14 protein-coding genes and 1 tRNA gene are annotated in these 13,479 nt (G+C 70.4%); 13 read left to right on the plus strand and 2 right to left on the minus strand.

What is annotated here, in order from left to right:
- Nucleotides 1–56 precede the first annotated feature (56 nt).
- The 6 genes from ACIOGZ_RS03535 to ACIOGZ_RS03560 all read left to right on the plus strand — a co-directional run bounded on the left by ACIOGZ_RS03535 (nucleotide 57) and on the right by ACIOGZ_RS03560 (nucleotide 5,718).
- Nucleotides 57–1,760 carry a helix-turn-helix domain-containing protein gene (locus tag ACIOGZ_RS03535; protein WP_363629102.1) on the plus strand — a complete coding sequence of 568 codons (1,704 nt, stop codon included), beginning with the start codon at nucleotides 57–59 and terminating at the stop codon, nucleotides 1,758–1,760.
- Between the two features lie 192 nt (nucleotides 1,761–1,952).
- A complete protein-coding gene (locus tag ACIOGZ_RS03540; protein WP_363629100.1) occupies nucleotides 1,953–2,558 on the plus strand; it encodes an NAD(P)-binding domain-containing protein in 606 nt (201 codons plus the stop codon).
- A 175-nt stretch (nucleotides 2,559–2,733) separates the two neighbouring features.
- Nucleotides 2,734–3,087, plus strand: a complete 354-nt coding sequence (locus ACIOGZ_RS03545) for a hypothetical protein (RefSeq protein ID WP_363629099.1) — start codon at nucleotides 2,734–2,736, stop codon at nucleotides 3,085–3,087.
- Nucleotides 3,088–3,128: 41 nt separating this feature from the next.
- The gene (locus tag ACIOGZ_RS03550) at nucleotides 3,129–3,347 is read left to right on the plus strand and encodes a hypothetical protein (protein WP_363629097.1); all 219 of its coding nucleotides are present in this window, start codon (nucleotides 3,129–3,131) and stop codon (nucleotides 3,345–3,347) included.
- A 9-nt stretch (nucleotides 3,348–3,356) separates the two neighbouring features.
- Complete coding sequence (locus ACIOGZ_RS03555; RefSeq protein WP_363629096.1) at nucleotides 3,357–5,411, plus strand: phage portal protein; 2,055 nt, start codon at nucleotides 3,357–3,359, stop codon at nucleotides 5,409–5,411.
- Nucleotides 5,412–5,472: 61 nt separating this feature from the next.
- Complete coding sequence (locus ACIOGZ_RS03560; RefSeq protein WP_363629094.1) at nucleotides 5,473–5,718, plus strand: hypothetical protein; 246 nt, start codon at nucleotides 5,473–5,475, stop codon at nucleotides 5,716–5,718.
- Between the two features lie 17 nt (nucleotides 5,719–5,735).
- Here ACIOGZ_RS03560 and ACIOGZ_RS03565 read toward each other — a convergent pair whose 3' ends face one another.
- Nucleotides 5,736–5,915 (minus strand): hypothetical protein, encoded by a 180-nt coding sequence (locus tag ACIOGZ_RS03565; RefSeq protein WP_363629093.1) that lies wholly within the window; start codon nucleotides 5,913–5,915, stop codon nucleotides 5,736–5,738.
- Nucleotides 5,916–6,025: 110 nt separating this feature from the next.
- Between ACIOGZ_RS03565 and ACIOGZ_RS03570 the strand changes: the two genes are divergently transcribed.
- From ACIOGZ_RS03570 to ACIOGZ_RS03585, 4 genes are all read left to right on the plus strand, one after another.
- A complete protein-coding gene (locus tag ACIOGZ_RS03570) occupies nucleotides 6,026–6,943 on the plus strand; it encodes an Eco29kI family restriction endonuclease (RefSeq protein WP_363629091.1) in 918 nt (305 codons plus the stop codon).
- 93 nt (nucleotides 6,944–7,036) lie between these two features.
- Nucleotides 7,037–8,062, plus strand: a complete 1,026-nt coding sequence (locus tag ACIOGZ_RS03575; protein ID WP_363629090.1) for a hypothetical protein — start codon at nucleotides 7,037–7,039, stop codon at nucleotides 8,060–8,062.
- Nucleotides 8,063–8,142: 80 nt separating this feature from the next.
- Complete coding sequence (locus tag ACIOGZ_RS03580; protein ID WP_363629088.1) at nucleotides 8,143–9,180, plus strand: hypothetical protein; 1,038 nt, start codon at nucleotides 8,143–8,145, stop codon at nucleotides 9,178–9,180.
- Between the two features lie 67 nt (nucleotides 9,181–9,247).
- On the plus strand, nucleotides 9,248–10,393 hold the full coding sequence (locus ACIOGZ_RS03585; RefSeq protein WP_363629086.1) for an HK97 family phage prohead protease: 1,146 nt from the start codon (nucleotides 9,248–9,250) through the stop codon (nucleotides 10,391–10,393).
- Between the two features lie 83 nt (nucleotides 10,394–10,476).
- Here the strand turns inward: ACIOGZ_RS03585 and ACIOGZ_RS03590 are convergent, their stop codons facing one another.
- Entirely contained in the window at nucleotides 10,477–11,289 is an 813-nt protein-coding gene (locus ACIOGZ_RS03590) for an SAM-dependent methyltransferase (protein WP_363629084.1), read from the minus strand.
- Nucleotides 11,290–11,657: 368 nt separating this feature from the next.
- Here ACIOGZ_RS03590 and ACIOGZ_RS03595 point away from each other — a divergent pair, with 368 nt between their 5' ends.
- The 3 genes from ACIOGZ_RS03595 (at nucleotide 11,658) to ACIOGZ_RS03605 (ending at nucleotide 13,116) form a co-directional block, all read left to right on the plus strand.
- Nucleotides 11,658–12,284: a sigma factor-like helix-turn-helix DNA-binding protein gene (locus ACIOGZ_RS03595; protein WP_363629082.1), complete on the plus strand. Its 627-nt coding sequence runs from the start codon at nucleotides 11,658–11,660 to the stop codon at nucleotides 12,282–12,284.
- The gene (locus tag ACIOGZ_RS03600; protein ID WP_363629080.1) at nucleotides 12,281–12,970 is read left to right on the plus strand and encodes a hypothetical protein; all 690 of its coding nucleotides are present in this window, start codon (nucleotides 12,281–12,283) and stop codon (nucleotides 12,968–12,970) included. Before ACIOGZ_RS03595 ends, ACIOGZ_RS03600 begins: the two co-directional genes overlap by 4 nt.
- A 72-nt stretch (nucleotides 12,971–13,042) precedes the next feature.
- Nucleotides 13,043–13,116 (plus strand) — tRNA-Met (locus ACIOGZ_RS03605).
- Nucleotides 13,117–13,479: the final 363 nt, after the last annotated feature.

Here is a 13,479-nt window from a genome sequence, read left to right on the forward strand (position 1 = left end):
CGCCCCTCCATCCCGGCGACCGCGTCCGGCCTGGCAGCCTGACCGAAACCCTCGCCGTGGCGAACCTAGACGACTGGGCTGACAGCGACCTGCCCTTCGAACAGCTCGCCACCCGCGCAGCCCGCGCCGGCATCGCGGCCCTCGCCGTCGTCTCCGCCACCGGCTACATCCCACCCGAGCTGGCGCACTCCATGGAGCGCCTGCGCGTCCCGCTCCTCACCCTGCCCAGCCGCACATCCTGGACCGACATCGCCGAGGCTGTGACGCGCGAGCGGCTGCACGACCTGCGCCGGGCGATCACCTGGCGCGACCAGCTGCTCGGACACCTCCGGCCCTCCCCGGACGCCCTTCACCTGGCCAGGATCGTGCGCTGGCTCGCCACCGAGCACGCAGCCCGCGTCGCACTCGTCGGCTCTGACGGAGCACTGGTCGCCACCGCGCCGCAGCGCTCCGCCCACAAGCTCACCACCGTCGCCGACAAGATCGAGGAGGTCGCGGCCGGCGCTCTTGAGTCGGCCGTGCTCGAGAACGGCGGCGACGAGATCCGCCTCGTCGCCGTCGGCACCACCAAGCCGCGAGCCGTCCTCGCCGTCGCCCGGGAATCGCCCTTCGACCGCACTCTCACCCAGGTGATTAGCCGCGCCGCCGACCTGCTCGCGCTCCACCTCAGCGTGGCCGATGCCGAGTCGGCCATCCACGGCCAGGAGGTCACCGCGTCCGCGCTGCACGTCGCCGTCCTCCAGCTCCTGATGACCGGCGAGGTCTTCAAAGCCCGGCGCACCGCCGCCAGCCTCTACCCCGGCCTCCTCGACCAGGACCATGCGCGCGTCTACCTTCTGGAGAGCCGCCCGCAGGAACGTGACCACCTTCGCGAGGAGTGCTGGCGAGACGCCAACGGTGCCGCGCTCGTCGTCAGGTGCCCGGTCTACGACTCGCACCTGATCCTCGTCGTCCCACAGCCCAGCACCGGCGGCGATACCTGGGACGACGTAGGCGAAAGGCTGCGCGCCCTGGTCGCCCGCCACCCCCAGTGCTACCTCGGGGGCAGCCCGGTCCGTCATATCGCCGAGACCGCCCAGTCTTACCGGCACGCCCTGCGGGCGCTCGCCAACGCCCGGCTCGGCGACAGGACGGCGCTCTACACCGAGCAGGCGCACCTGCCGGAACTGCTCAACCAGCTCTACCCGGGCTGGGCCACCGTCGTACTGCACCCTCTCCTTGGGCAGCGCGCGACGGCGGACAGGGATGTGCTCATCCAGGCTCTCACCCTCACCCTGCAGTCCTCCGTGCGGGCGGCAGCCGAACTCACCGGAGCCCACCGCAACACCATCACGAACAGGGTGCGCTCCGCGGCCGGCATTCTCGGTGTCGATCTCGACAGCATCCGCGACCGCGCTGTGACCGCGCTCGCGCTGGAGGCCGTGCTCATGGACGAGAGCTGCGGTGAAGCGTCGCACGCCGGACCCGCCGACCTCCAGACCTACCTGGCCAGCCCAGAGGTCGGGGTCTGGGTGCGGGAGTTCCTGTACCCGCTGTCGGAAGAACTGCGACGCACCCTCAGGGAGTGGGTGCTCTCCAACGGCGACACCGCTGGCGCGGCCCAAGCTCTCGGCGTCCACGCGCAGACTGTCCGCAAGCGCCTGCGCACGGCCACGAGTCTGCTCCAGCGGGACCTCCTCGCCCAGTCCGCCGACGCACACGACGTCGTCCTGGCGATCGCTGTGCAGTTCGGCATCCGGCTGCCGCTACCCGTCCGTTAGGCCCGAGGGATGCTCGTGCCGCAGGGCGTGTCCGCCCGACACGGACAGCCATCGTGCCAGTGCTCACTGTGCCCGATGTGCAACGGTGATACCTGGCTTGTGCATTGAGCAGATTCCCAACAGAGCGCACACCATCTATGGTCGATCAAGGGGGGAATCCCCAATCTGCAACTCGCAAAATGGAGGGGACACTTGCGAACTCTTGCCGTGCTGGGGTCGAACTCCCGCGCAAATCAGACCGCCGACAGGCTTGTCGCCGCGAACTACTCGGTCCGCGCCTGGGGCACCACAGACACCGACACCGCCTGCCGCCGACCCACCACCCACCCGACGCCCCGAGAAGCCGCTACCGGAGCCCAAGCGCTCCTCACCCTGATCGAGGACATCGACGAACTTCGCGAGGTACTCGCCCACCCGGCGGCCGGTGCACTCGACGCCCTGGAGCCCGGAGCCTGGTGGCTCAACCTCGCGCCAGCACCGCCCAGCGCCAGCCGTGAACTTGGCGACCTTGCCCGCAGGCACGCCGTGGCCTACCAGCACACCCCGCTCCTCGGCGCGGACGGACACCTGGTCGTCATCGGCCCCGCAGCCGGCGACCGCTGCGCCCGCGCCGCCTGCGACGCCATCCTGGGAGCCATCGGAGCGGTGATCCACACCGGCACCGAGGCCGCCCACCTCGCCGTCACCGCGCTGCCGCGAGTCGCGAACGCCGAGCCGGCACTCGCCGTCCTCGGCATGCAGGGCTGGGACATCGAGGCCTCCATGCTGGAAGACGCCAGATCCGCCTACCAGCACTGACCACAGCGCCCCTTCGGGCATCGCCCGAAGGCCACACGCGCGGCCACCGCGCCGCGCCTGACGAACGAGACGGGACCACCAGCACCACGGGCCCGTGCAGAACAGGACGACGAACAACCGCTGCTGCCACCGGGCCCCCACCCACAGGGCGTCCGCTGGCGAGGGGAGTGCAGCCTTGACCACCGACAGCACGACGACCGACGACGCCAACCCCGACATCCACGAGTGGGTGATCGCCGCGTACGTCCCCGTGGACACGCAAGGCGCCGCCTACGCGCGCCGGCGCGGCATCTACCGCGTCCCGGCCACAACGAAGATCCAAAGCGCCGACGTGATCTGCACCCGCTGCCGCCGGCCCTACGACGAGGTCTGCGAAGAGCCCTGCGCGGCGTCCGACCCGATGCTCCACGGCGGACCCATCGGCACCCGCAAGCGCCGTCCCGCGCCCGAGCACCGCCACCAGGTTGCCGCAGCGGAAAACTTCCGCAAGCCGGACCCCGGAGACGCGGGTACCCGGATGCGGGAGTAGCCGCCGGGACGCTAGGCGACGAAGTGCCTAGCCTGCCTGCCGTGACCATACCAAGCAGGCACCAGCCCCATCTGACGGACGACGTCGCGCACCTGACTGCGCGCCGGGTGCGTGACGTCGTCGCCGTCATCCTGCTCGTACTCGGAACCATCGGCCTCAACGCGGCCGCCTACGCCACCGACCCGCGCTTCGGCCTCGCCTGCACCAGCCTTTCCGCGTTCGCGGCCGCCGCCGTCCTCGGCCACCACGACGAGCAGTAGGAGAGGTCCATGTCCCGCCGCTGGTTCCCCAGCCTGCGCCGCCCGGCGCCGGCCACCAAGTCCGCACCGGAGTACGCCCTCAACTGGGCACCCGCCGGCGTTCACCGGGCCCGGCCATGGTCCGTCGAACGAGCGGTGCGCGACGGCATGGAACGCGCGGTGTGGATCTACAAGGCGGTCGACACGATCTCCAACCACGCCGCCGACCGGCCACTGCGGGTCCGCCCGCGCAGCGGCACCTCCGACGAGCCCCTGCCGCCCCACGACGCCCACCCGCTCTACCGCGCGATGAACGTCAGGGCCAACCCCGCCGAGGGCGCGTGGACGTTCAAGAAACGGGTCAGCATGCAACTGCTGCTCTCCAAGCGCGGGGTGTTCCTCGAACCGACCTTCTCGCGCGGCGGCGACCTGCTGCGCATCGACCTGCTGCCACCCGGCCGGACCCGACCCGTGCCCTCCACCGGCAGCGACCTGATCTCCCACTTCGAGACCGTCACGATCACCGGCGAACTGCGCAACCTCGACGTTGAGCAGGTGCGGTGGATCCGCACGCCCCACCCACTCGACCCGTACAGCGGCATCACCCCGCTGGAGGCCGCCGGCCTGTCCGCCGACCTTGACTTCTTCACCCGCCACTACAACCTGTCGTTCGTCAACAACGACGCCAGGCCCGGCGGCGTGATCGGCATCGACGGCGACATGGACGACGACGAACTGCGCCTGCTGCGTTCCAAGTTCGCCACGGGACCGTCCGCGGCAGGCGCATGGACGGTGCTGAGCGGTGGCAACGTCACCGTCACCGACACCTCCGTCACGCCCCGGGACATGGCGTACGAGACCGTCGCCGCCATCTCCAAGGTCGAACTGCTCGCCGCGTTCGGTGTCCCGGAGTCCCAGCTCGGCAACGCCTCGGGCAGGACGTTCGACAACGCCCGCGCCGAGAAGACGACGTTCTGGGAGATCACCATGCCGCCGCACCTGCGGTTGATGGCCGACGCCTTCCAGGACGACGCCGGGGATGACAACGAGGTCTACTTCGACACCTCCGACGTGGACGTGCTGCGCGAGCCCCGCACCAAGCGCCTGTCCGAAGCCCGGGAGGAAGTCGCCGCAGGCGTCCGCTCCGTCCGCTCCTACGCCGAACTCGCCGGGTACGCCGACGAGATCGACGATACGCCAGCGACCCGGGCCCTGTGGCTGGCCTCCGGCCGTACCGCCCTGCCCGCCCGCGCCGCCGACGCCCCGGCCCTCGACGCCACGACACCGCCCCCGGCGCCGGCCGCAGGCAAGGCCCTGACGCCCACCTCCGACCTCGTCCTGGACGACACCGCGGCCGACTCCCTCCGCGACCGCCTGGACGACGCCCTCCAGACGCTCGCAACCCGCTGGACGGAACGCACCGTCGCCCGACTCAACTCCCCCCGGCACCGCAAGGGCACCCGGCACTGGGACAACCGCGGCGACACCGCCGCCCGCACCGGCGTCAAGGACCTGCCCGTCGACCAGGTGATCGACGTCCCGACCTGGCAGCAGGAGGCCGCCCAGACCCTCCAGCCCCTCATCGAACAGGCCGCCACCACGGCCGCGACCGAGCTGCACGCCGCCCTCGGTTCGACCAGCACCGCCACCGTCGCCGTCTGGCCCACGATCGCCCCGCTTCTCACCACATGGCTCGCCAAGCAGGCCCACGCCCTCGCCGACGACGTGGCCGGCGCCGACCTGGAGGGCAAGAGCCTGGCGGGCATCGCCGAGGCCACCCGCGACTGGGGCCGCTCTCTCGCGAGCTGGGCGAGCGTCAAGGCGAACCACCTCGCCACCGCCACCGTCGAGAGCGCCCGCGACCAGGCCGCCGCCAGCGCCCACACCGGCCTGGTCCGTCGCTGGGTCGCCCACGACGATGGCCGCACCAGGCCCGACCACGACGCGGCTGACGGCCAGACCCAGCCCTACGGCCAGCCCTTCACCATCGGCGGCGCCCTGCTGCGCCACCCCGGTGACACCACCGCCCCGCCCGGTCAGTCCGTCAACTGTCGCTGCCGCCTGGCCTGGCGACTCGAACACTGACTACCCGGTCCAACCGCAGGACCGCGAGCACCGCGCCCGTACCCCCGTGTGAGGATGAAGCATGACCACCGGAACGCCCCCCAGCGACCGCCAGCAGCTCAACGAGGACTGGCTGCGCAGCCGGCGCTGGGACATCCGCTACGCGAACGGCGAGCCCGTCACGACGCTCGACGGACTCGCCCAGGTGCTCCGCGTCTCCCGGGAGGAAGCGGCCCGGCGCGTCCTGACCCAGCCGTTCGGCAAGGCCGCGTCGGACAGCCTGCGGCGAGAGGCGGAGTCGCTGTCTGATGCCGGAGACCGTCAGTAGCCGGTTGGCCGCACTCGTCACTTCACCCAGAGGACGGCCAGGTAGGCGGCACCGAGGGCGAGCGTGGCGCCAGCGGCGGCAGCGCCTCGCTCTACGGCTTCGGGGAAGGAACGGGTTCGCCAGTAGCGGAGCAGGCCGCTGGCGAGAGCGACGACGAGGCTCGCCAGAGCGATGGTCACGAACACGAGAGCCCGCATGGCTGCCCTTCCTGGAGAATTGGGAGAGTGTGAAACGCGCCAGCGTTCAGCGCGTGTTCAATCCGCCGGATTGAACACACTGTACACCTGTAAGTCGAGGAGTGAGCCCCATGGGTGACCAGAGTGGTCGGCAGCAACTGAGTGATGCCCTCGCCGACTTGCTCGCCCGGTCACAGAAGACCAAAGCGCAGGTGGCCAGCGAGGGAAGCCTGTCGAGAACGACGGTCTCGGCGGCGTTCAGCCCTGACGGCCCGCCTCCGTCCGACCGAACCATCGAGGTGCTCGCGGGAACCTTGAACGCCGACCCAGTCCCGCTGCGGAACCTTCTCGCGATCGCCCGCAACGAGGAAGCAGCACGACCGCGATCCGTGGTTGCCGAGACTCGCCGGAGCCGCGACCAGGAGTACCGGATCCGGGAGCTGCCGGACCCGCGCCTGCGTGAGTACAGCTTCGACCCGCTGCGGCCCGAGAGCCTGGTACACAGCGTCGTCGAGCGGTTCCGCTCGGTCGAGGCCGCCAGTCTTGTGAAGGCCGCTTCATGGGCGCGGAACTCGGGGATCTATGCGATCTACTACATCGGTGCTAACGAGCTCTACGCCCCGGTTTCCGGAACGTCGATTCCGCTGTACGTGGGCGGTGTTCAGAAGGGGCCGGGGTCGGTGCCGATGGACGCATATCTCAAGCCCCCCGCGGTGAGCGTGCGACTCGAGGAGCACTGCCGAACCCTCGACCAGAGCCGGAACCTCGACCCGATGGACTTCTGTGTCCGAGTGCTGTTCATTGACGACCTCTTCATTGCGCCAGCCGTGGCTGAGCTGAACTCGGAGTTCAAGCCGCTGTGGAACACGACCCTTGAGGGTTTCAGCATCCGTCATCCGGGGCGGACCAGGATCCAGCACGCTCCCCGACCGAAGTGGCATGAACTGCACGCTGGTCCTGACTCCTGGGCAGCCGAGATGCGATCGAAGCGGACCCCTGACGAACTAGAGAACGAGGTCCGCCAGCACTTCACAGCCTGGCTTCGTTGACACAGGCGTCCCCAACCGTGAGTAGACCACGACGGTAGGCAGTTCTCCTGAGATCGTACCGGTTCGACTTGCGCACAATCACCAGGAGTTCGAGTGGCTCTCCCCGTAGCTCGTGAAGTGCGCCTTCGCCTGCGCTGGAAGACCGAGCCGTTCCGCGAAGACCTGCACCCGCGAGACGGCCGAGGGCGGTTCGCGCACGGCCCCGGCGCGGGGCTCAACCCGCTCCTGGAACGCATCCGGGCGGCCGCGAGCCGGCCATCCAGGGCGCCGCGTTCCGAACCCCGCTTCGACGAGGAGCAGCACGGCCTGGTGTTCCGCGACGGTCACAGCGAGCGCGTCGCCCGGGCGTACAAGGCGAACGTGGTGGAGGGGATCACCCGCGACCTGCGGGACATGCCGGACGAGACGCTGCTGCTGGAGCCCGACCGGACCTGGCTCGACAAGGTGCGCTCGGGGGAGGTGCACGCGTACGAGGACCCCGCGACCGGGATCGCCAACACCGCCTGGCCGGGCGACTCCCCGGCGGACGCATCCTGGATTCACGTTGATGCCGACCGGGCACGCGAGCTCTTGCGGCTCGACGCCGTCAACCAGGTGGTCGCCACCTGGGCGATGACCTCCAACGACGAGGACGCTCGGGCCCTCGCCCTTCAGGAGACCGCACGAGACGCCTTCGGGCTGCACCCGGCCGCCGACTGGCCCAGCACCGACCAGATCGCGCGGGAGACCGCCGACCAGCGGGCCGCCTTCGGTACCGGCCACGCGGCGATGCTCGCGGCGATGTGGGACCGCACCCAGAACCACCTGGCCGAGGCGGACCGTGGCTCCCTGACAGTGTGGCGTGGCCTGGCCACCCCCGACGGGCGGCCACCCGCCGGTTGGACAGCCGACGGCAGCACCCTCTCCGACCCGCTGCTGCGCCCCCTCTCCGCCTTCTCCCTCGACCCGGACGTCGCCCACAGCTTCGCCACGGACGAGGGACCCGGCTTCGTGATGAGCGCGATCGTGCCCGCAGAGAGGGTGATCGCGACACCGGTCACAGGGCTTGGCTGCCTGGACGAGTCGGAGGTCATCATCCTGGCCGGCCCCGGCACCTGGCACTGGCAGACCGCGGAGTAGCCCCGTACCGCTCGGCGCGACACCGCCCCGGGCCCGGTGCCACGCTGCCGGCGTCCTGATCCCCGGCAGAAGGCGGTGCGGTGCACGACTTCCCCGCTGTCACCCTTCGGCTGCGCCGCAAGAGCTGGCTCTGGGACGAGGCCCGGCACGCGCGCGACCTCCAAGGCCGCTTCGCCCACCACCCGGGTGCCGGCCGAGTCGGCCTTCCGGGCACCCTCGCGGACGACCACGCCGTGAGCCAGGACGACCTGCTCGGGAAGCGGGGTAGGTCCCCCGCGAAGCTCAAGGCCGCCATGTGCGACTCGCTTGCCCGGCGGATGGACGGCGTTCCCGACGAGCAGCTGCTGAACGACCGCCAACGCGACCGCCTCGCCCGGGTCCGTGCCGGACACCTCGCCGCGTACCGCCCGGAGTCCGGGGCCACCGGCTACGCCGACTACGTAGAGCAAGCCGACCTCGACAGCGGCGCCCGCCGCGAGCCCTGGGGCTATGTGAGGATGAACGCCGAGGAGTACCGGGACTTCGCGCGCGCCGAGGCCGTCTCCCACCACGTCGCCGGGTGGGCGGCGACCTCCAACGACCACGACGCGAACGCCCTCGCCCTCCAGGAGAGCGCCCGCCAGGCCTTCAACCTCGCCGACACCATGGCCTGGGAACACGGGGACCCCCACCTCGACGCCGAAACCGCCCAGGCTCTCGCCGAAGACGGGCCCGTGCTGCGCGCCTTCCTCACCGCCATGTGGCAGAACACCCAAGACCACTTCGCCGGCCTCGGCGTCACCCACATCACCGTCCACCGCGGCTTCACCGGCGGCTACGACGACACCCACGTCAGCCAGATCGACGGCCAGGGCACAGTCACGGACCTGCCCCTGCGCCCGCTGTCGTCCTTCACCACCGAAGAACACGTCGCCACCGACTTCGCCACGCACGGCGGCGAGGTCCCCGTCGGCTACACGATCAGCGGCGACGTGCCGGTCACCCGCATCCTGGCCGTGCCCGGGACCGGCATCGGCTGCCTGGACGAGTCCGAGATCGTCATCCTCGCAGGCCCCGGCGACTGGCACGTCCAGCAGGTCCGCGCCGAGACCGACGACGACAACTGGTACGACGAGTAGAACGAGACCCAAGCCAGCCCTCCGCCTACCGTGACCGCCACCAACCCAGCGAACCGGGAGCGACACGGTGGCACCGACCCCCAGCAGCACGCTGGACCACAAGCAGGCGGCCCTCGGCATCCTGGAGACCGACGACCAGGAGGGCACCTTCACCACGCTCGTGTCGATCACCGGACTACGCGACCACGACGGTGACGTGATCGAGCCCGGCGCCTACGCCCGCACCCTCACGGAGATCACGCCGAAGGGAGTGTGGTCGCACGACTGGAACGTGTGGACGGCCCGCACCGAGCGCACCGAGGAACTGCTGCCCGGCGACCCGCGGTTGCCCGCCGCTCTGCCCAAGGGGCAGCCCTGGCCCGCCGAGGCCGGCGCGCTGCTCGTCAAGGGCCGCTGCAACCTGGCCACCCAGGCCGGGAAGGACATGTACGCCAACCTGCTGTTCTTCGGTGACCAGGTGCAGTGGTCGATCGGCTACCAGGTCAGAACAGCCAAGCGGATCAAGGGCGTTCGCTGCATCACCGACCTGGACCTGTACGAGTACAGTCCGGTGCTGTTCGGCGCGAATGAGCACACGTCCACGCTCGATCTCAAGCAGCACCCCGGCAAGGCCCGCGGGGTCCTGGGCGAGGCCCAGGTGGAACTGGCGCCTCTGGCCGGCACGCTGGAGGAGCGGATCGACGCCATCGCCTCCGCCGTGGAGCAGCGCCTGCGTCCCACCGAGGACGACCGCCTCGAGTCCGGCACGGTGGAGATCATCGGCACCTACCCGGACCGGGTCATCGCCACCGTCTGGAGGTACACCGAAGGCGGCTTCGGCTCGACCAGCTGGGAAGTCCCGTACACGCTCTCCGGCGACGGAGTGCCGACCGTCGGCCAGCCCAGCCCCGTGCGCCTGGTCCTCGACGTCGAGGGAACCGGCCCCGACGCGGCGCTGGCCGCCCTCGCGCCCGACATCGAACGGGTCGCCTCCCAGATGAAGACCCTCGCGGACCTCCAGCACAAGGCAGGGCAGGTCCTCTCCGGGGAGAACGCCGACCGCCTGGCCTCCGCCGTGCAGCACCTGGTCGCGGTGCTCACCGCTGCCGGCATCGACTGGCAGCCGCCCGAGCCTCCCGCTGACGAGAGCAAGACCCTGGCCACGGTGGTGATCCAGCCAGGCGAGATCGGTGCGGCCCTCGCCCTGTTCGCGGACGCGCGGACCACCGGGTGATCGGTCAGTTCAGAACGTTCGGGATTTCGCGGGCGAACGATTGCATCCGTTGGCACCGAAGATGCTTCACTTGCAGCAGTTGGTCACCGCTTCACCGCGACGGCGGCGTAGGCACTCACCTGGGCTTCAGTGATCCCCTGCTCGGCGCCGTCCGGCCGCCACCTGTGGGTAGGGCAGACCCCGGGGTCGAGGAGGTCCCAGCCATCGAAGAACCGCTCGATGTGTTCACGGGTACGCATGCGGACCGTGGTGCCGGCGGCGGCGTAGACCTGGGTGATCCGTTCGGCCTCGGCCGGTCCGAAGTCGGGGGTGCCGTGGCTTATCACCAGAGCGCTGCCCGGGGCGAGGGCGTTCTTGAGCTGTTCCACGATCCGGTAGGCGTCCTGGTCGTCGGGGATGAAGTGGAGCAGGGCGTTGAGGCTGAGGGCGACCGGCGCGGTGACATCGATGGTCTGCGCGAGTTCCTCCGAGAAGAGGATCGCGGCGGGATCGGTGACGTCGGCTTGGAGGTAGGCGGTCATGCCCTCTGCGCTGCTCAGTAGCAGAGCTTGTGCGTGGGCGAAGACGATCGGGTCGTTGTCGGTGTAGAGCACCCGGGCCTGCGGGTTGATCCCCTGCGCGACTTCGTGCAGGTTCGGCGAGGTGGGGATCCCGGTACCGATGTCGAGGAACTGGGCGACTCCCTGGCCAGCGAGCAGGCGTGTGGAGCGGTGCACGAAGGCCCGGTTGGCCCGCGCCGCGACCCGGGCGGCCGGGAAGACGGCGATCGCCTGGCCGGCGGCCTCGCGGTCGGCGGCGAAGTTCGTGGTCCCGCCGAGGTAGTAGTCGTACATCCGGGCGGAGTGGGCCCGATGGAGCTGGAGGTCGATCTCGTCCTCGTCGTTGTACGTGCCCACCGTGGCCCCCCGGCCGTCTCGTCCTGCACTGCTGTCCGCGCTGCGCCATGCGGAGCGCGCCACGGCGCGCCACCGGCGGATGCTCCTGCGGTACCTGCCCGGGGCCGTTGCATGTCAACCCCGACGCCGCCCGGACGGGCGAACCCGCCCGCTCCGGCCGGCGCGGGAGCGCGATGACCAACCTAAGACACGACGACCTGACAATCGATCAGGTAATGCAGTAGTCATACTATTACCGTCAGTCATTTTCTTTGCGCCTCCTTTGCACCCAGGGGCCCTGACTGCGCTTGCATGTGCCTCGGGGGGAGACGAGTTCCCCCGAAGCGCACCAGCACCGGCCACACGCCGGTACGGGGAGGGGAACCGTCATGCTGATCAACCGGGACGAGCCGCCCAACGTCGGCGGCCGCAGGGGAGGCCGGGCCTTGACCGACACCAACGGGACGACTCCGGGCGGAGCACGCCTGACGCTCACTTTCGACGCGTTCTGCGCCACCCACGAACGTGCCTGGCTGGGCTTCGTCCGTACCCAGGTCGGCTATCGCGACGGCGGTCCCGAGTTGGTCGTGGCGGCGACCAAGCAGCACCTGCGCCGCAACTGGTCCTTCGCCCTGCGCCAGGAGATCCCCGCAGCCTATGCCTGGAGGCTCCTCAAGGAACACCTCGCGGCCTGGCGCGCTGCGCAGAGCGAGCCGGTCGCCGTGCAGGCGGCGGCGCTGGACGCCGTCATCGACCACTTCCGCCGTCAGGCCCGCATCAGCCTGGAGACGCTGCCCGAGCGCATCGGCCTGATGACCGCGATCCTCGAACTGCCCGAGCGCCAGCACGACAGCGTGGTACTCCGGTACTGCCTCGACCTGGACGAGCAGGGGGTCGCCGATTTCCTCGGCACCCCCCTGTCGACCCTGCGCTCCAACCTCCGCCACGCCCGCCGCCGCCTCGCCAACGCCATCGGAAGGCCCGAACTCGCCGAACGGCCAAAGGAGGACCAGTGAGCCGACCCGCCGCCGACCAACACCCCAGCCTCCTCACCTGGCACGCCGACCCGCACCTCGACCTGGGCCCGGACACGGACACCGCCGAGGCCAGGATCTTCACCTGCACCAGCACCGCGCCGCCCGCCGCAGCCGCCCACATCACGGCGGCTCCGGCCCCCTTCCCCTCCGATCACGAGCAAGCCTTCCACGAACTCGACCTGGCGGTCGCCCTCGTCCTCAACGCGCCCCAGGCCGGCCGGTCCCTCGACCGCCTCGTCAACTCCGACCAGGTCCACCCCGAAGGAGCGCTCGTCTTCGGCAGCCTGCTGTTCGTCACCAACCGCGCGGACGCCGCCCAGTTCTGGTGGCAGTTCGCGGCTGGCTCCGGAAGCGCCACAGCCGCCTACCTGCTGCACCTGCACCACCTCACCCTCGGCGAGACCCGTGACGCGGCCCACTGGCGAGGCCAGGCCGAGAGCGTTTCGGCCACACCGCGCACCCGCCGTACCTTCCAGGCACTGACTCCGCTGCTGCCCGAGGACGTCCGGCGTGACATACTCGCCCGCTGCCATGAAGGGCTCCACCCACGACTCCCCGCAGCCCTTGAGAGCGTCATCAACCGGCTGACCATCCTGTGCGACGACGAGGACTTCGGGGAGGTGCCGCAGCCGTCGCCCACCCTCGCCGGACAACTCGCGCGCTGATCCCATCGGCGCCGACCGTGCAGCAACCAGGTTTGTGACCACCGGTTCGTGCCGTACAGTCGGTCTCACCGACGCGGGGTGGAGCAGCTCGGTAGCTCGCTGGGCTCATAACCCAGAGGTCGCAGGTTCAAATCCTGTCCCCGCTACTCAGTAGCCGAAGGGGCGGACACACGGTATCCGCCCCTTCGGCATCCCGGACCCCGGTCAGGCCGTCCGCACGGCGTCCAGACGTCGTCGCACCTCGTTCTCTCCGAGCGTCGCCGCCACCAGGTGCAGGGGGTACCCGGAACCCCGCCGTGCTCACTGCCTGGCGAGAGCGCTACCGCCTCGCCAGCACGCCAACTGCCTTGCTGATCGCGGGATTCCAGCCGCGCCTGGCTGCAGCGGCAGAGATCGCCGCGTGCGAGACGCCGAGCTGCTCGGCCAGGTCGATCGGCGAGTAGTTGCCGCGCCCAAGCTCGTGGTTCCGGTAGGCGTCCCGCGTAATCGCCCCCAGGTCGGCTGTGGCC

The sequence above is a fragment of the Kitasatospora sp. NPDC088160 genome (assembly GCF_044741445.1).
GTDB lineage: Bacteria > Actinomycetota > Actinomycetes > Streptomycetales > Streptomycetaceae > Kitasatospora.